The following is a 17,196-nucleotide window of genomic DNA, read 5'->3' as shown; positions in this document are numbered from 1 at the left end:
CCCCCCCCCCCCCCCCCCCCCCCGCGGGCGCCGCCCCCCACGCAGCTGGAGCTTATCGTCGCGCTGTACGGCGTCGCCTTTGCCGTCTGCCTGGCGATGGGCAGTAAGCTTGGCGATAACTATGGCCGCCGGCGCCTGTTTATGTGGGGCGTCGCCCTCTTTGGCATCGCTTCCCTGCTGTGCGGGATGGCGAACAGCATCGGCGCCCTGCTGGCGGCCCGCACCCTGCAGGGCGCCGGGGCGGCGCTGATTGTGCCGCAGATCCTCGCGACCCTGCACGTCACCCTCAAAGGCCCCGCCCACGCCCGGGCCATCAGCCTGTATGGCGGGATCGGCGGGATCGCCTTTATCGTCGGTCAGATGGGCGGCGGCTGGCTGGTGTCGGCGGACATCGCCGGGCTGGGCTGGCGCAACGCCTTTTTTATCAATGTGCCGATCTGCCTGCTGGTGCTGGCTCTGAGCCGCCGCTATGTGCCGGAAACCCGTCGCGAGACGCCGTCGCGGATTGACTGGCAGGGTACGCTGTACCTCGCGCTGATCCTCTGCTGCCTGCTGTTCCCGATGGCCCTCGGTCCGGAGCTGCACTGGCCGCTGTGGCTGCAGCTGATGCTGGTGGCGGTCCTGCCGCTGCTGTTCGCCATGCGTCAGAGCGCCCTGCGCCAGCAGCAGCGTGGCGACCATCCTCTGCTGCCGCCGCGTCTGCTGCAGTTGACCAGCATCCGCTTCGGGATGGCCATCGCCCTGTTGTTTTTCAGCGCCTGGTCCGGCTTTATGTTCTGCATGGCGCTGACCATGCAGGAGGGCCTGGGGATGGCGCCGTGGCAGTCCGGCAATAGCTTTATCGCCCTCGGCGTGGCCTATTTTATTTCGGCGCTGTATGCCCCGCGGCTTATCGCCCGCTACAGCATGGGGCGGATCCTGCTGACCGGTCTGGCGGTACAGATCGCCGGACTCTTGCTGCTGTGCGCCACCTTCTCCCGCTTCGGCGTCGCCACCAGCGCCCTGACGCTGGTCCCCGCCACGGCGCTGATCGGCTATGGCCAGGCGCTCATCGTCAACAGCTTTTATCGGATTGGTATGCGCGATATCAGCGCCAGCGACGCCGGGGCCGGGAGCGCAATCCTCAGCACCCTGCAGCAGGCGACCCTCGGTCTCGGACCGGCTATCCTTGGTTCGCTGTTCCTGGCGCTGGCCCGTCGCGGCGGCGGCAACTATCCGCAGGCGCTGATTGATTTTCTGCTGGTCGAGGTGGCCATGATGCTGTTGCTGGGGGCGATAGCGCTGTGGCTGCGCCATCACCTCAACCGACAGCCGGCGACGGTGGCCTCGTAATACCGGCGGCGGTAATTTGCATAATAGCTATCCAGCGGTCATCATACCCGCTGGATATTCAGGAGACGTTATGCAGGAATTAATATCGCAAATTGCCGCCTTAGGAATCGAAATAACCCCCACCCGCTCGCTGATGATTATCTTCGGCATTATCTTGTTCACCGCCGTGGTCGTGCATCTGATATTGCACAAAGTGGTCCTGCGCGCATTTGAAAAACGGGCGCTGGCCAGCAGCCATCTGTGGCTGCAAATCATCACGCAGAATAAACTCTTTCACCGACTGGCCTTTACCCTGCAGGGGATCATCGTCAATGTGCAGGCGGTGCTGTGGCTGCAAAAAGGCAGCGAGGCCGCGGAAATATTAATCACCGTGGCTCAGCTATGGGTGATGATATATGCCATGCTGTCCTTCTTCTCGCTGCTGGATGTGATCTTAAAGCTGGCGCAGAAATTTCCCGCCGCCTCACAGCTGCCGCTGAAGGGCATATTCCAGGGAATTAAGCTGGTGACGGCGATTATTATCGGCATTCTGATTATTTCGCTACTGATAGGCCAGTCGCCAGCGATCCTGATTAGCGGGCTCGGCGCGATGGCCGCGGTGCTGATGCTGGTGTTTAAAGATCCGATCCTCGGTCTGGTGGCCGGTATCCAGCTCTCTGCCAACGATATGCTCAAGCTTGGCGACTGGCTGGAGATGCCGAAGTACGGCGCCGACGGCGCGGTGATCGATATCGGCCTCACCACGGTCAAGGTGCGCAACTGGGACAATACCATCACCACCATTCCGACCTGGTCGCTGGTCTCTGACTCGTTTAAAAACTGGAGCGGCATGTCGGCCTCCGGCGGCCGCCGCATCAAACGCAGCCTTAACATCGACACCACCAGCATTCATTTTCTTGATGAACAGGAGCAGCAGCGCCTGATCCGGGCGAAATTACTCAAACCCTATATGGATTCACGCCACGAGGAGATTAGCGCCTGGAACCAGCAGTACGCCGGGGAGCAATCGATCCTCAACGAGCGGCGAATGACCAACGTCGGCACCTTCCGCGCCTATCTGCAGGAGTATTTACGCCATCATCCGCGCATCCGCCAGGATATGACCCTGATGGTGCGCCAGCTGGCGCCGGATGCCAACGGCTTGCCGATCGAGATCTACTGCTTCACCAACACCGTGGTATGGGCGGAATATGAGGGGATCCAGGCGGATATTTTCGACCATGTCTTCGCTGTGGTGGATGAGTTTGGCTTACGCATTCATCAAACGCCCACCGGCAACGATATTCGCGCGCTGACCGGCGCCTTCTCCCGCTGATCCTCAGACGCTGGCGCGGTCTATCACGCGCCAGTCCATCATCACCCGCTCGACGGCAGCGTCGGGATCGTCGATGCGTTTCATCAGTAGAGACACCGCCGTACGGCCGATCGCCCGGGAGGGCTGTTCGACGGTGGTCAGCTGCGGGGAGACCACTTCCGCCAGCTCGGTGCCATCGAAGCCGATCACCGCGATATCCCCCGGCACCCGCAGTCCGGCCTGGGCGATAGCCCGCAGCGCCCCGGCGGCGAGGGAGTCCGAAACGGCAAACACCGCATCGGGCTTCTCGTCTTGCGACAGCAGTTGCTCCATCGCCCGTTTACCGGCCGCCGCGCTAAGATCCTGCGCGTAGGTCACCTGCTGATACGCCAGACCGTGCACGTGCAGCACGCTTTTATAGCCGCGCTCGCGCAGACGGGCATAGCGATAGCTGAGGTCGTGATTAATGAGCGCGATGCGGCGGCGGCCGCTATCGGCCAACCGGGATACCGCCCCCTGAGCCGCCTCAACGTCGTTAATCCCGACGCAGGAGATGCTGCCGGTGTCGGCATACTCCGCGCACTGCACCCAGGGCGCGTCGCCAATCATGGTGGTCAGTTCCGGCAGGCTGGAGAGCGCGTTCATGGTAATAATGCCGTCGACCATTTTGCCGGAGAGCAGCTGCAGGCCCGAGGTCGAGCGGGCCAGATCCGACCCGGAGTTACACAGCAGAATGCGATAGCCATTCTTCTCCGCCTCTTCTTCTATCCCCTTCACCACCTCGGCGCAAAAGGGGTTAGCGATATTGGAGACCATCACCAGGATCATATTGCTGCGGGCGGTTCGCAGCTGACGCGCCAGCAGGTTCGGCTGATAGTTGCTCTCTTTGATCGCCTGCAGTACGCGCTCACGGTTTTTGGCTTTTACCGTATCGCTGTTGTTCAGCACCCGCGACACCGTGGCCACCGAGACGCCGGCCAGACGAGCAATTTTCTGAATAGACATAAACCCTGCACTTCCTGCGATAGAGGTGGATCCTGCAGGCTATCATAAATGAGCGCAGCCCGCGCCGCTAGCCGGGCTGCGTGCGAACTGGGAGCCTTACGCTTTTGCGATGCCAGGACGTTAACCGCTTTTGCAAAACATGACGGGATTGATTAGCACGCTTAGCGGGCTATCATGGTGGCGCTGATGTAATTTCGCAAAATGCAAAACTCACTCGAGTATGCTACGGCATTGGTATAGAAATGGGGTATTTTGAGCGCAATGAAAATGATTATTATCGCAGCGGCAATTATCACCGACAGTCAGGGACGCTGTCTTTTAGTGCGTAAGCGGGGAACTGAATATTTTATGCAACCCGGCGGCAAGCCTGAAATCGGCGAGACCCCGCACGCGGCGCTGATCCGCGAGCTGGAGGAGGAACTCAACTTCAGCGTCTCACCAGAAGAACTGGTCCAGGTAGGCCGTTTCACTGATGCGGCGGCAAACGAGCCAGGTCATCTTGTCTCTGCGGATGTCTTTCTGATAGCCACGAACAGGGTAAGCTTTACACCGACGATGGAAATAGAAGAAGTGATCTGGTTTACGCCGGGTCAGGATCGGCATATTAAGCTTGCTCCCCTTACCGAAAACCACCTGCTCCCTCTGCTGAAAGGGGTGTAACCACCCCAAACGCATCGAAAGTTTTGGCTCATTTATCTGCAAGTAAAAATCCACACCATCCTCGTCTTGAAGTATTTACGGCTACCTGTAGGCAGAGCCAATCCATGCGGCCCCCTAACTCTCTCCGTGACCTGTTTGTCCGCTTTGTACCATCACTATTCCGCACAGACTGCTGACGAGTTCTCCTTAAACATTAACGCGTCTTTATGCATGGGCCTCTGCTGTTTTGTACGCCAGATCATATTTTGCCCGCGCCTTCTTTCACTCTGAGCATCAAACAGCGCAACTTCACCTTACAAAAAAGGGAATATCCGCCTGAAAAAACACAAATTAAAAAACAAATTTAAAACAAAATGTTAACAAAATAGTGTGTGGCTGCGCTTTTTTTGACTTATTGTGCTGTTTTTTTTTAACCAATTACTGCTTATTCAGCGAGAAAATTCCTGGTCGCAATGGATAATTCTTAAGCTGCGTTCGCTATAAAATTCTGCCCATTAAGATTTTTCTTATTAATAAGAGCAGGTTAGTATGATTCGCAGTATTTTTTGACTTTAAGAATTTACACATTTTTCAGCAAAATAACCACCTTGAAATTAAAGTTGTCACATTTATTAACTAGCCATAATATAGCCACATCATTGAACGATAAGGTAAGACAATATAGGGAAATAAATCGACACATGGTTCCACAGAAATATGAGAAGGCATACTGTATTAGCTGCCAGTATCAGTGCGAAATCTATCCACGACCTACGATAAAATCGATTAGATGTATTGAAACTCACTATTGCGTGTGGCCTGATAAAAACATCTACTTAAAAAATGGCGTGCATTGTTTTTTAATTAACAAGCATTACAACTTCTCTAATTCTGGATATGTTTTTGTTGATTTTTCTCGCTACAACATCAGATTATTCACCAATGATAAATGGATTGAATATCTGATCAAAACAGGATTGCGGATAGTTTTGATTGCCGACAGATTAGCGCAACCACTGGCGTTGTACTGGAAACACCGTTGTCAGCAAATACTTTCAATTATCTATACCAGCGATACCCGAAATGAGATTGAAAGGAAAATACATCTTTCCTTTCTCGGCCAAAAAGATGGACGCGGCTATCGTCAGAAACTAAGCGCTCAAGAGGTATTGGTACTCGATCTTTTACTTGCAGAGAAGTCAGTTAAAGAGATAGCACAAGAATTGCAGATGGCAGAAAAAAGAATCTACGCAATCAAGCTCAGCTTGCAGAATAAGATGGGAGGCAGAGGGAAGTTAAACATTATTTTATCTGGATAAAGTCATTATCAGTATTTATAGCAATAACTCCATAAATGGAACTAACTTAATTATTCTCAGGAAATTGAAAATGAAAAAAATCGTATTAGCGGGTGTTGCTGCTGCGGCTCTTATCTCTTCCAACGCAATGGCTGACGTAACTGCTTCCGCCACTGCAAGCTGGGATGCAAGCGCAACGAAAGACACCACCAGCGCGCTAGTTGTCACTCCGCTGAAATCCCTGAATTTCCAGTACGCGGAAGGGATTAAAGCGTTTAACTCTCAGAAAGGCGCTTTTGACATCACCATCCAGGGCCAGTCTGGCGCGACTGACTTTACGCTGACCTCTCAGATCGTGAGCAACACCCTGAGCCGTACCACTGACGCCTCTACTCTGGCCGTCGGTGTGAACTGGAACGGCAACGCGCTGAACAAATCCACCCCGGTAACGATGATTGATACTTCCAACAACATTTCCGCGGGTCTGGATGCGCTGGCTGTCGCGACCGCCTTCGCAGGCGCCGATCGCGTCAGCACTCAGGGTAACTTCGATTTCACTATCGACTCCGCGACTTCTGACGGCAGCACTGCCGCTGAGTTCAAAGATTTAACCGACGGTTACTGGAGCGGCGACGTTCGCGTTCAGTTTAATGCGGTCTGGACTATCTAATCAGGTGTAGCCAACACCTGTCCGGTAAGACAAGGAGGCCTCGGCCTCCTTATAAGGATGCGCCATGAAACTGAATCCATTATTCCTCTCTCTCTTTTTATTCACCGTGACGCCCTCCTCCCATGCGATTAATGTCGGAGACGTCACCTCAATAATGGGGCCGGATGCCTCGACTCTGGCAAAAGAAATCATTAATACCACCGATACGGCGCGTTACGTTAGCGTCAGCGTGGAGCGTATCTCATCGCCTATGGCCGGTGGCACGGTTATCCCGATGGCGAACAGATCGGAATTATTATCAACACCCGCCAGCCTGATATTACCCGGCAATGCTAAAGAGAACTTTCGTTTTTTTTACAAAGGACCTCAGGATAACCAGGAACGTTACTACCGAATATCCTGGACCGATGAGCCGGTAACCGAGTTTGAAGCCAGTAAAAAGAAAAAACAGGGCGAGGCAACGACTTCAGCCATTATTGGTACCATTCTGGTGGTCGCGCCGCGAGAAGAAAGATTTGACTATCGTCGCGATAATGACACGGTAACCAATACTGGTAACGCTTCATTCCGTGTGATCTCCTACGGTCCCTGTCGTGATAAAGCGAAGGATGAGGGACAAGGCTGCCGTGAGCGATATTATGTCATGCCTGGTGTCAGCGTAAAAATAAAGCATACCGATCTCACCAACAAAAAAACGCGAATTGGAATATGGCACGGTGAGCAATATATAAATGTAAACTGAGTAACATCATGGATAATCTTGGTTATGTCAAAGGGACGTTGTTCGCTGGGTTATTGATTACAGTAAACCAGGGTTGGGCAGCTAATGCTACAGCGCCAGTCAAAGTCAGTAACTATATTATTCCTTCGGTATTTGCTAACGCGTTATATCAGGGCATGTCGGTCCCTGTTTTTATTCGTTATGAAGGCGATAATAGTACCCAACGCAGTCAGCAAAAAATCGCTGATGCCATCCTGACCATCAAGGATAATGAGTTTCGCCTGAATCAGATCGCGCTCAGCGATCTGCCGGAGCGAACCGAACTATCACCTCAGATTAAATCATTGCTCAACGAGATGCAGGATAAAAGCATCGGCGACGGTCAGCGCGTTTATATCAACAAAGACGCCTCACTTTCACTTGATACGCGTTCCTTTTATCTCGAGCTGACGGTTAACCGGGCAGCCATGCAGGCCGCTATTTTGCCGCGTACCAATATGCTTGGAGAATCTACCGCCCAGAATCTCTCGAGCGTGCTGAATTACTCGATGGGGAGCTATTACAACAAATATGAGAATACCGATAACGCCAGCAGCTATCTGACGCTGGATAATACCTGGTCGCTGCGGGAACACCATCTGAACTTTAACGGTTCTCTTTACGGGATAGGTACCGGCAACCAGGAGAGTAAACTGTATCGCTCGATGTACGAACGTGACTATCAGGGACGCCGCCTGGCAATGGGTATGGTGGATACATGGAATCTGCAATCGATTGCCAGCATGAGCGCCCTGAATTCCAGCCGTATTTACGGCGTCAGCTATGGCAATAAAAGCAGTTCACAAACGCAGGACAATACGCTTGCTCTGGTGCCCGTCACGGTGTTTCTCCCGGCCGCTGGTGAAGTACACGTCTATCGTGACGGCAAACTGCTCAGCATTCAAAACTTCTCGATGGGTAGCTACGAGCTCGATACGTCGCGTCTGCCATTTGGCATCTACAACGTTGATATCCAGGTGGTAGTTAACGGGCGCGTGGTCAGCAGCCGGACGGCGAACATCAATAAAACGTTCGCCCGTAAATCGAGCGTGACCGGCGATCTCTCGTGGCAAACCTTCGGCGGCAGCCTCGAATACAACAAGATGGACTATCGCCACAAATACAACATCAATTATGGCACAAAGAATACATGGATAGCCGGGATCGCCGCGGCAACCAGCCAACCCTGGCTTTCCGGCGTCAATCTGAAAACCACGCTCTACGGTTTTGACACTAACGGCGTCAATGAAACGGAAGCGAACGTTATTTTCAACGACGCGTTCAGCTTTAACCAGCAGGGGCTGCTCGCTACCGACGGCAGCTGGCAGAGTACCTCCACCTTTAATATGAGTTTACCCGACGGTTACGGCAACCTGTGGGGGGCGCGCCAGTACAGTTCCATCGGTAACGCGCTCCCGATGCAGCAGAATGACTACGTGACCATCGGCGCCAATGCCAATCTGCGCAAAATCGCGCCGTTCCTCGGTACGCTGAGCGTCAGCCGAACCAATAACAAATATACCGGCAGCACCTATACCAACGTCGATTACGACCAATCGCTGTTAGCCAATCGCTATGCGACCGTGTCGCTGCGCGCCGGTATTCAGAACTATCAATACAACAACCATGAAAATCTGCGTGATAAGTACGTCAATATTGATGTCTCTATCCCCTTCTCTACCTGGCTCAGCACCGGCGTGTCCAGCCAGAATGGAAACATGCTGGCGAACGCCACGCTGCGCAAAAGCTTTGACGACAGCGCTATTACCCAGGTGGGAGCATCGGTTTCGAAGCAGATTAAACAGAATAAAAATGACGATAGCCGCTATCGTTCCGACGATTACGCCGCCAATGGTTACGTCAGCTATGACACCAAATATAACGCTGGCACCGTCTCCGTTAGCCGCTCATCGCAGCACAGTTCAAACTACAGCCTGAGCTCGCAGGGCAGCCTGGCCTGGACGGAAAAAAATGTTTATGTCGGCAAAGGCACTCAAACCGCAGGCCTGGTGGTGAATACCAATTTCAGCGGCAAGGGGAGGATGATGGCGCAGATCAACGGCCAGAACTACCCGCTGACCGGCAAAAGCAACTTCATCAGTCTTCCGCCCTACGCCGAATACAAGGTGGAGCTGATGAACGACAAAAATTCGGAAGACAGCGTCGACATCGTTAACGGCCGGCGGAACAAAGTCGTGCTCTATCCCGGCAACGTCAGCGTGATTAACCCGGAAGTCAAACAGCTCGTCACCGTATTTGGCCGGGTGAAAGATCGCCGCGGTGGTTACTACGCCAACGCCGATATACATAACCACATTGGTAAAACACGCACCGACGAACTCGGCGAGTTCGCCATGGACGTTGATAAGCGCTATCCGGTGATTACCCTGGTCGATAAATTCGGCGGTATTTGCGAAGTGGATTTGGATCTGCGAGAAGCGAAAGGTGCCGTATGGGTCGGTGAGATCCCTTGTGAGATCCAACAACAAACGGCATCAGTGACTGGAGATATTAAGAATGTCTATTAAACCCCAGGCCATCATGCTGCTGGCCGGCTGGCTGCTAGCCGCGCCGGCTATGGCACTTACCGCTACTAACGACGGGAGCGGCAGCAACACCTATATGTTTATCGACAACGATGTCGATGATGAATATTTCATCACCACCAGCTCCCTGTCCCCGCGCTTCACTGGAGCCAATATCTGGACGAAATATAAAACGAACCAGCGTAGTCTGGGATACATGGGCAACTCAGGCTGGAGTTACAGCAACCGCTATTTTGACCTCTGGATAGACAACTCCCCGATTAACCAACCGTTTCTCGGGCTCCGCTGCATGTCAACGGGCGCAAACTGCCCGGCTTCGGGCTATATCCCCGCCGATGTACTCGACAAAGACGGCTTCTATCACGCGATGTCCGGCAACAGCGTGGCCAATGGTTACTACGGCGCCGGGGTGCTGAGTCAGTCGGCATATGAGTATTTTCGTAATCGGCCGGTGGGAACCATCGATAGTTTGCAGTTGAATCTTTGCTATATGGACTCCAAAGCTGATTATGACTTTGCTTCCGGCGTTCGCTGTAAAGATCTCCCCAGCGGAGGAAAGTGGGTTTACTACACGATGAACCTCGAAAAGGTCTCGCATCTGACCTTAAACAGTACCGGCGCGATGGCGGAAGTGTGGATTGCCAGCGACGGTACGCCAAGCGTCAACCTCGGCTCTGAATTGTGCCAGATGGGGGTGGTAGGGAGCGCTTCGGGGATCATTTGTAAAATGATGTCTTACAGCTTTCAGGAAACCAAAACCCTCACCACTTCGCTTGATTTCCGGATGGTTATCGATACGACGCTGCTGGGATTTTCCCCTTCTTCGTCTGACGTCAAGTACAGCGGTGATGGCGCCAGCTGGACCAATTTCGGCTCGACTAGCACCTATAACAAGGTCTTCAAACCGTCAGGGGAGTACATCTATGTCTTTCTGTCCAACGCTTTTTTCAAAAAAGCTCTCAAGGCGGGCACAGATTTAACCAACAAAGATGAGCTGTTCACCTTTTATTTTGATAACTCCGTGACTCCTCAATCAGGTTATTATCAGTTTACGCCATCAACACTAATTAACATCATCCCGCGTGAATACGGCATCAGCATTATCGCCAGCGACGGGAGTGCTCATCCAAAAGCATCTGGCAAGATCGGTAGCGAAACGCCCATCACCTTTGAGTATAAAGTTACTACCTCCGCGTCGCGTCAGGCGGACAGCATCACCGCCCAGGTGACTGGCGACGCCATCAACATATATGGTCAGCCATACTGTCTGTTTACCTCAGCAGACGAGACGCTAAAAGTGCCGGTCCCGGCCTTCCTCGAATGGACTTCCGCTGCCGGTAACGCGGTAAGAGTGCGCAACAGCTGCGGTGAAAACCCCGTTGATATGACCAACGCCGCCTGGGTTCAGACGGCCTGGAACGCCAACGTCAACGATGGTTTCTTTTTTACCACCACGCTGAAACTGCTGTTTCCGATGGATGACTCGCATTCACAGTTCACTACTGATGGTCATGACTGGATGGGAACCGTCAGCGCCACCGGGGATGTAAAAGTGACCGCCACCTGGGTTGGCGTCGATCGGGGGGTATGATGAAGAAAATGCTTTTCATCGGATTGTGCGGGCTGTGTATTCAGCCCGCTTCCGCGGTGTACTTTGATTCCATCATTTATGATATGGATGCCAGTAAAGATTTTATCTCCCGGCCGTTAGTCAATGATACAAGCAGCAATAACTTATATACCATCTCGGCTTACAAAATCGCCAGGCCGGGCAACGGTAATGAACGGCCGGTGCCCGGTCAGGACAAAGACCTGGTCTGGTCGCCGCTGCAGTTCACCGTACAGGCCAATGGCCAGGAGTATTTTAAACTCTATTACCGTGGGCCTGGAGATGACATTGAGCGATATTATCGGGTGATCTTTAAAGAAACGCCCGTCACGGTTTTTCCCTGGCGCATGGAGCAGAAAAAACTGAATATTGTCCCTTCGGTATCGATGAGCACCATTCTCATTGTTCGCCCTCGAAAAACGCGTTTCCAGTATGAGATCAACGAAGCCACGGGCACCATTAAAAATACCGGCAATACCTATTTCAGAGTCATTCTCCAGAAAGGTTGTAATGGTGATGATGAAAGCTCTACACAGTTTTATATGCTGCCAGGGGATAGCTGGACAGGCCCTGAGGCGAAGAATGGCAACAGGAAATATATCGTCGCATTAGGCCGTTATCATAAATTAGGTGATGGCTGTTTCATGGATGCGCCGGGTTAATCACGGCTAATCCAGCGCGGGGATGGTATGCCTGAAGCGCAGATTGCGCAGGCGATTGAGCCCGCCGAACTTCTTGCATAAAGAGTATTGAAAGCGGTAGACGCTGCGGGTATCGCACGCCATGATACGGGCGATATCCTGGCTGGAATGCCCCTCTGCAAGCAGGCACAGCGTCTTCATTTCATGCTCCGTCAGCGACGGTGTGCGCCTGCACAGAAGGTTCCGCCCCAGCATAACGCGTTTTATTTTATTAATTAAGTTGCTTAAGTCACTATTCACTTCCACTACTGCCCAGGAAAACCCGGAACGCAGCCTCCAAAAATTAGCCATTGGCAGCATGTTTTTATCTGCTATCAGAATGATTTTCAGACCACTATCCCGCAATTTCCTGGTCCAGCACTCATTCAGAAAGTACAATATATTTCCCAATGAAAAATCCACCACCACTATACCTTCAGGTACAAAACAGGTGAGTTCACGGAAAACCAGATCATTTACTGCCCGTTTAAAAAAATAGTTCCTGTCTGGCCACACAGAAAATTTCTTCTCTCCACAGAGAGTGCGCTCTATTTTATTTTTCGCTTCAATCCGGCAGTTTAATCCACAGGCGATACATTTAATCTCACAGTTACACCCTCTCATTATAATCACCTCGCAAGCCATTAAAAAATTTAGTAAAGATACATAAGCAATATCAAACACTCTGTAAACAATAAACCCAAGGTGTATTTTATTTACTATAAAATAATAAAATAAAGATTAATGTATAATACCCTTGCACAAGCAGATAAATATCAACACAAGCAATCAAAAGTTTAAAAAAAAACTGAAATTTAACCTCATACTGTTCCTATGTTTAGCTGCCATGCTTATGCATTACAGCTAATAAATATCATATTTATTATTTTGATGCCTGTCAGTAAAGATAAACGTGATATGCAAACCAGCGGCTAAATCAGTCTGGGCCTGCTGTCGGAGCGATGGAGGATGTGAAGAGTAAATAAAATTTGTTTCTGCCGTAGCGAACTGTGCGAGGAATGCCTGAAACATTGTGAATTCAGCATGAACGTTGCTTATAGGGATAAGGACCCCCGCCGTAGCCCGATAAACACGTCTAAGGGTTGCCAGCTTATCCGGTGTGGAAGAGCGCAGCCATAGAGGTGGATCCTGCAGGCTATCATAAATGACCTCTGATTGGCCTGCCAGCCTGGCGCGAAAGCGCGGGAACGCGCGAGAAAACTATTAATAATCAGGGCTTCTCTCCCGCCCCGTTAACGCGCATCCTTTTGCCGTTTCATATTCTCATTAGCGCAGGAGGCGCAACAGACCGCCTGCGCCCCATTTTTTCTTTTATGATTAAGGATGATATCCCCATGAGGCTCTCCACCGCGGTTCTCGCCCTCAGCTGTGCCCTGGCAACGATCACCGGCTGCACCTCGTCAAAATCGTCACCGGAACGCCATGCCTACGCCTTCGTCGCCCACCGGTCCGATTTTGTCGGCGGCAACTTCACCGTCAACCGCCAGGAAAATTACCGTTTAAACCTGCCGACCTTTACGGCGATGTATGCCCGCGGACAGCAGGATAAAGCCGCTGGCATGAGCGAAAGTGATGCCCGCCGCACCGCGGAAGCCATCAAACAGCAGGCGGCGCAGGGCACCCGCACCGAGCACGCCTTCACCGGCAATGCCAGCGACAAATGGGATAATGCGATGGAAAATAAAGATGCCGTCCTGTTCGGCAACGAGCTCTCCGGTGCCTATCTCGACGGCTATCTTGGGGTGAAATAATCCTGCGCCCCGCCTGCGCTCAGCGTTCGACGCTGACCCAGCGCTGCTGCTGATGGCTTTTGACGATCGCCTCGATGATGTACATCACATCGGCGCCGTCGTCGAAAGCGGCGAAGCGCCGGGCCCCGGCCGCCGGCATCTTCCCGGCGCGCACCGCCTGATAAAAATGCCCCATCATATTCTTAAAGGCGTCCGGCCAGCCCTCAATATGGCCGCCGGGGTAATGGGCGCTGTCAGCGATTTCCGGCCGCAGCAGGCTCGGGTCATCGCTGAGCAGGCGATCCGGCTGCTCGCGGTGGCCGATCCACAGCCGCTGGGGCACTTCCTGATCCCAGGCCAGAGAACAGAGGCTGCCGTTAATCTCCACCGCCAGACGGTTTTTCCGCCCGGCGCTCACCTGGGAAACCATAAAGCTGCCCTTGCTGCCATCGTCAAAACGCAACAGCACCGAGCCAAAGTCCTCGGTATCGACAGGCCGCGTTTCATATGCCTGCGCCTCGTGAACGGCGCTGAAGGTCGCTTTGCCATTGACCGGCGCTTTACGCGTTGGCCAGACGATAGACAGATCCGCCATCACCTCGACAATCCGCCGACCGGTCATAAACTGCACGGTATCGCACCAGTGGGAGCCGATGTCGGCCACCGTCCGCGACGCGCCGCCCTGCGCCGAATCGACCCGCCAGTTGTAGTCGGTCTCCAGCAGCATCCAGTCCTGCAGATAGCTGCCGTGGGCCGCGAAGATTCTGCCGACCTCGCCATGGCGGATCATCGCCGCCGCCTGCTGGACCATAGCGAACTGGCGATAGACGAAGCTGACGCCATGCACCACGCCGGCCCGGGCGGCAAGCGCCACCAGCTCCCGCGCCTCCTCCGCCGTCATACACAGCGGCTTTTCCGAGAAGACGTGCAGCCCGGCGGCGAGGATCTGCCGGTTAATCTGGGCATGTAGATGGTTGGGCGTACAGTTATGCACCACCTGCAGCCCCGGATGGGCCAGCAGCGCCTCCACGCTGTCGTAGGCATGGGCAATGTTCAGCGCTCGCGCCTTGCGCTGCGCCGCCTCAAGGCGGCTGTCGCACAGCGCCACCACCTCGACATCTCCCAGCCGCCGCAGCGCCTCCAGATGCGCCGGGCCAATAAACCCTGCCCCGATAATCGCAACCTGAATCATGTTACTCCCTCCCGCCGGCGGCAAAGTCATCGAAGGCCCGTCCGGCAACGGGAATGATATGGCGGCGGATAAACTCGCTGCCCTCGCGCGCGCCGGTCTCACTATCCTTCAGGCAGCACTCCCACTCCAGCACCGCCCAGCCGGCAAAATCATATTCGGTCAGCTTACTGAACACCCCTTTGAAGTCGATCTGCCCGTCGCCGGGAGAGCGGAAACGCCCGGCCCGCTGCTGCCAGGGCTGGTATCCACCGTAGACGCCATTGCGCCCGTTGCGGCGAAATTCGGCGTCCTTGACGTGAAACGCTTTAATACGCGCATGATAGATATCGATATAGGTCAGGTAGTCCATCTGCTGCAGATGCAGGTGGCTCGGGTCATAGAGCATATTGCAGCGCGGATGGTTATCCACCAGCGTAAGAAAACGCTCAAAGGTCACGCCATCGTGCAGGTCTTCGCCGGGGTGGATCTCATAGCAGACATCGACCCCCTGCTCGTCGAAGAGGTCCAGCAGCGGCCGCCAGCGCCGGGCCAGCTCGGCAAAGGCCTCATCCAGAAGCGGCTGATTATGCGGCGGCCACGGATAAAAAAAGGGCCATGCCAGCGCCCCGGAAAAGGTCGCGTGCGCCTGCAGCCCCAGGCGGCCGGAGGCTACCGCCGCCTGGCGCACTTTCTCCACCGCCCAGCGCTGGCGCGCCTGCGGATCGCCATGCAGCGCCGCCGGGGCAAAGGCGTCGAACGCCGCGTCATACGTTGGATGCACCGCCACCAGCTGTCCTTCAAGGTGAGTGGACAGCTCGCTGATCACCAGCCCATGCTCCGCCAGGATGCCGCTGACCTCGTCGCAGTAGGTCTGGCTCGCCGCCGCCCGCTCTACATCAAAAATCGCCGGGTGGTTGCAGGGGATCTGCAATGCCTTGTACCCCAGGCCGGCGGCCCACTGCGCTATCCCCGCCAGGGTGTTGAACGGCGCCTGCGGCCCGATAAACTGCGCCAGAAAAATGCCCGGTCCCTTAATCGTTTTCATACCCCCTCCTGAAAAATTAGTGCGGCTCTTTCTCGTTGTACTGGAAAGAGAAAAGGAAAATCAGCGCGATAACCGCGGCGGCCACCGCCGGGATCCACCAGAAGGTCACCCAGGCCTGAGGCACGCTCTGGCCGGCCACCAGATGGTTATACAGCGCGCCGGAGATCTGCGAGCCCAGCAGCATGCCGATCCCGTAGGTGAACATCACAATCATGCTCTGCGCCTGGCCTTTTACCTTCTCGCCCGCCACGCGGTCGGTGTAGATAAAGCCAACGACAAAGAAAAAGTCATAGCACACGCCGTGCAGCAAAATGCCCAGATAGAGCAGGAAGCGCCCCTCCTCGCTGACTCCGAGAGCGAAAAAGGCGTAGCGGACGAACCACGCCGCCATGCCGATGAGCAGCATGTATTTCACCCCGAGGCGACGGAACAGCAACGGGATCACCAGCATAAAGACGATCTCTGACATCTGACCGAACGACATCGCGGTGCTGACATCTTTGACGCCGGCATCCGCCAGATACGACGCGGTATAGGCGTAATAGGTGCCTAACGGCACGGAAATTAAGGTGGCGCAGAGGGAGAAAATCAGGAAATGGCGGGTTTTCAGCAGCGCGAAGGCGTCCGCGCACAGCAGGTCGCGAAACTGAACCGGCATGCCTTTGGCCGGCGCCGGGGTGTGCGGCAGCGTCAGGCTGTAGAGCGCCAGCGCGACCGAACAGAGCGCCGCCAGCGTGAAGATGCCGGTGGTATCAGAGATACCGGTCACCCCGATGCAGATCCCGGCGATAATCCAGCCGATGGTGCCGAACACGCGGACCACCGGGAAGGTTTTATCGACATTGGCCAGGCTGTGGAAGGCGATATTGTTGGTCAGCGCCAGGGTCGGCATATAGCACAGCGTATAGCCGAACAGCAGGCCAATCAGCAGGGCGCCGTTCTGCGCCACCAGCGCCTGCGGGACAAACCACAGGATCGCCGCCCCGGCCAGGTGCATCACCGCCATCACCTTCTGCGAGGCGAAAAAGCGATCCACCAGCATCCCCAGCACAAAGGGAGACAAGATGGAGGCGATCGGCCCGGCGGAGAACGCATCGCCGATCAGCAATGACATCTCATAGCGGGTCATCACCAGCCCCAGGGTCACCGACCAGCTGCCCCAGATAAAAAACTGCATAAACATCATTAACGACAGCCGCGGCACCAGAAAACGCTGGCTCACGCGGACACTTTCCCGACCTTCTGTTGTTGTGACCATGTTGCTCGCCCTCAGAAAAGTAATCGATTACAAAACCGCTCAAAACAAAAGTAATCGATTACAAAAAGAAGATCGCCAGGCAAATGCGCCGCCTGCGAAGAGGATCACAATAAAAAGGCAGGCAGCCCCCCCCCCCCG

At 54.2% G+C, this 17,196-nt stretch carries 15 protein-coding genes; 10 read left to right on the top strand and 5 right to left on the bottom strand.

Annotated elements, in window-relative coordinates:
- Together HMPREF9538_RS18645 and HMPREF9538_RS18650 are read left to right on the top strand one after the other, a co-directional pair.
- Positions 1-1,332 (top strand): MFS transporter (locus HMPREF9538_RS18645; RefSeq protein ID WP_009484553.1); only part of this gene is annotated, 1,332 nt, incomplete at its 5' end.
- 70 nt (positions 1,333-1,402) lie between these two features.
- Positions 1,403-2,647 (top strand): mechanosensitive ion channel family protein, encoded by a 1,245-nt coding sequence (locus HMPREF9538_RS18650; protein ID WP_004191456.1) that lies wholly within the window; start codon positions 1,403-1,405, stop codon positions 2,645-2,647.
- A 3-nt stretch (positions 2,648-2,650) separates the two neighbouring features.
- Here HMPREF9538_RS18650 and HMPREF9538_RS18655 read toward each other — a convergent pair whose 3' ends face one another.
- Positions 2,651-3,631 carry a LacI family DNA-binding transcriptional regulator gene (locus tag HMPREF9538_RS18655; RefSeq protein ID WP_002892939.1) on the bottom strand — a complete coding sequence of 327 codons (981 nt, stop codon included), beginning with the start codon at positions 3,629-3,631 and terminating at the stop codon, positions 2,651-2,653.
- A gap of 261 nt (positions 3,632-3,892) precedes the next feature.
- On the opposite strand from HMPREF9538_RS18655, the gene HMPREF9538_RS18660 reads away from it, so the two are divergent.
- From HMPREF9538_RS18660 to HMPREF9538_RS18695, 7 genes are all read left to right on the top strand, one after another.
- The gene (locus tag HMPREF9538_RS18660; RefSeq protein ID WP_002892937.1) at positions 3,893-4,291 is read left to right on the top strand and encodes an NUDIX hydrolase; all 399 of its coding nucleotides are present in this window, start codon (positions 3,893-3,895) and stop codon (positions 4,289-4,291) included.
- 791 nt (positions 4,292-5,082) lie between these two features.
- Positions 5,083-5,589, top strand: coding sequence for a LuxR C-terminal-related transcriptional regulator (locus HMPREF9538_RS18670; RefSeq protein WP_009484551.1), 507 nt, complete (start codon positions 5,083-5,085; stop codon positions 5,587-5,589).
- Between the two features lie 70 nt (positions 5,590-5,659).
- Positions 5,660-6,238, top strand: coding sequence for a common pilus major fimbrillin subunit EcpA (ecpA, locus tag HMPREF9538_RS18675; RefSeq protein WP_004151820.1), 579 nt, complete (start codon positions 5,660-5,662; stop codon positions 6,236-6,238).
- 64 nt (positions 6,239-6,302) lie between these two features.
- Positions 6,303-6,980, top strand: a complete 678-nt coding sequence (locus HMPREF9538_RS18680) for a hypothetical protein (RefSeq protein ID WP_004152948.1) — start codon at positions 6,303-6,305, stop codon at positions 6,978-6,980.
- Between the two features lie 8 nt (positions 6,981-6,988).
- On the top strand, positions 6,989-9,526 hold the full coding sequence (locus HMPREF9538_RS18685; RefSeq protein ID WP_009484550.1) for a TcfC E-set like domain-containing protein: 2,538 nt from the start codon (positions 6,989-6,991) through the stop codon (positions 9,524-9,526).
- On the top strand, positions 9,516-11,135 hold the full coding sequence (locus HMPREF9538_RS18690; RefSeq protein WP_009484549.1) for a hypothetical protein: 1,620 nt from the start codon (positions 9,516-9,518) through the stop codon (positions 11,133-11,135). The genes HMPREF9538_RS18685 and HMPREF9538_RS18690 overlap by 11 nt, the downstream gene beginning before the upstream one ends.
- A complete protein-coding gene (locus HMPREF9538_RS18695; RefSeq protein ID WP_009484548.1) occupies positions 11,132-11,815 on the top strand; it encodes a hypothetical protein in 684 nt (227 codons plus the stop codon). The genes HMPREF9538_RS18690 and HMPREF9538_RS18695 overlap by 4 nt, the downstream gene beginning before the upstream one ends.
- A gap of 6 nt (positions 11,816-11,821) precedes the next feature.
- On the opposite strand, the gene HMPREF9538_RS18700 is transcribed toward HMPREF9538_RS18695, so the two are convergent.
- Positions 11,822-12,517, bottom strand: coding sequence for a helix-turn-helix transcriptional regulator (locus tag HMPREF9538_RS18700; RefSeq protein ID WP_020316357.1), 696 nt, complete (start codon positions 12,515-12,517; stop codon positions 11,822-11,824).
- 671 nt (positions 12,518-13,188) lie between these two features.
- Here HMPREF9538_RS18700 and HMPREF9538_RS18710 point away from each other — a divergent pair.
- Positions 13,189-13,605 (top strand): Exc2 family lipoprotein, encoded by a 417-nt coding sequence (locus HMPREF9538_RS18710; protein ID WP_004183289.1) that lies wholly within the window; start codon positions 13,189-13,191, stop codon positions 13,603-13,605.
- A 19-nt stretch (positions 13,606-13,624) separates the two neighbouring features.
- Here HMPREF9538_RS18710 and HMPREF9538_RS18715 read toward each other — a convergent pair whose 3' ends face one another.
- The 3 genes from HMPREF9538_RS18715 to HMPREF9538_RS18725 are packed head-to-tail and all read right to left on the bottom strand — an operon-like array spanning position 13,625 to position 17,022.
- Positions 13,625-14,776, bottom strand: coding sequence for a Gfo/Idh/MocA family protein (locus HMPREF9538_RS18715; RefSeq protein WP_004183287.1), 1,152 nt, complete (start codon positions 14,774-14,776; stop codon positions 13,625-13,627).
- A gap of 1 nt (position 14,777) precedes the next feature.
- On the bottom strand, positions 14,778-15,800 hold the full coding sequence (locus HMPREF9538_RS18720; protein ID WP_009484543.1) for a sugar phosphate isomerase/epimerase family protein: 1,023 nt from the start codon (positions 15,798-15,800) through the stop codon (positions 14,778-14,780).
- 16 nt (positions 15,801-15,816) lie between these two features.
- Positions 15,817-17,022 carry an MFS transporter gene (locus HMPREF9538_RS18725; protein WP_020316358.1) on the bottom strand — a complete coding sequence of 402 codons (1,206 nt, stop codon included), beginning with the start codon at positions 17,020-17,022 and terminating at the stop codon, positions 15,817-15,819.
- Positions 17,023-17,196: the final 174 nt, after the last annotated feature.

Origin of the sequence: Klebsiella sp. MS 92-3, assembly GCF_000195655.1 — a bacterium.
GTDB classification, from domain to species: domain Bacteria; phylum Pseudomonadota; class Gammaproteobacteria; order Enterobacterales; family Enterobacteriaceae; genus Klebsiella; species Klebsiella pneumoniae.
The sequence above is the reverse complement of the archived record's forward strand: the minus strand, read 5'-3'. Positions and strand labels throughout refer to the sequence as shown.

What these genes read in the sequence shown, in the direction of transcription:
- HMPREF9538_RS18710 (WP_004183289.1), top strand. Translation starts at nt 13,189, where the DNA reads ATGAGGCTCTCCACCGCGGTTCTCGCCCTCAGCTGTGCCCTGGCAACG.
- HMPREF9538_RS18720 (WP_009484543.1), bottom strand. Translation starts at nt 15,800, where the DNA reads ATGAAAACGATTAAGGGACCGGGCATTTTTCTGGCGCAGTTTATCGGG.
- HMPREF9538_RS18715 (WP_004183287.1), bottom strand. Translation starts at nt 14,776, where the DNA reads ATGATTCAGGTTGCGATTATCGGGGCAGGGTTTATTGGCCCGGCGCAT.
- HMPREF9538_RS18655 (WP_002892939.1), bottom strand. Translation starts at nt 3,631, where the DNA reads ATGTCTATTCAGAAAATTGCTCGTCTGGCCGGCGTCTCGGTGGCCACG.
- HMPREF9538_RS18650 (WP_004191456.1), top strand. Translation starts at nt 1,403, where the DNA reads ATGCAGGAATTAATATCGCAAATTGCCGCCTTAGGAATCGAAATAACC.
- ecpA (WP_004151820.1), top strand. Translation starts at nt 5,660, where the DNA reads ATGAAAAAAATCGTATTAGCGGGTGTTGCTGCTGCGGCTCTTATCTCT.
- HMPREF9538_RS18685 (WP_009484550.1), top strand. Translation starts at nt 6,989, where the DNA reads ATGGATAATCTTGGTTATGTCAAAGGGACGTTGTTCGCTGGGTTATTG.
- HMPREF9538_RS18690 (WP_009484549.1), top strand. Translation starts at nt 9,516, where the DNA reads ATGTCTATTAAACCCCAGGCCATCATGCTGCTGGCCGGCTGGCTGCTA.
- HMPREF9538_RS18695 (WP_009484548.1), top strand. Translation starts at nt 11,132, where the DNA reads ATGATGAAGAAAATGCTTTTCATCGGATTGTGCGGGCTGTGTATTCAG.
- HMPREF9538_RS18660 (WP_002892937.1), top strand. Translation starts at nt 3,893, where the DNA reads ATGAAAATGATTATTATCGCAGCGGCAATTATCACCGACAGTCAGGGA.
- HMPREF9538_RS18680 (WP_004152948.1), top strand. Translation starts at nt 6,303, where the DNA reads ATGAAACTGAATCCATTATTCCTCTCTCTCTTTTTATTCACCGTGACG.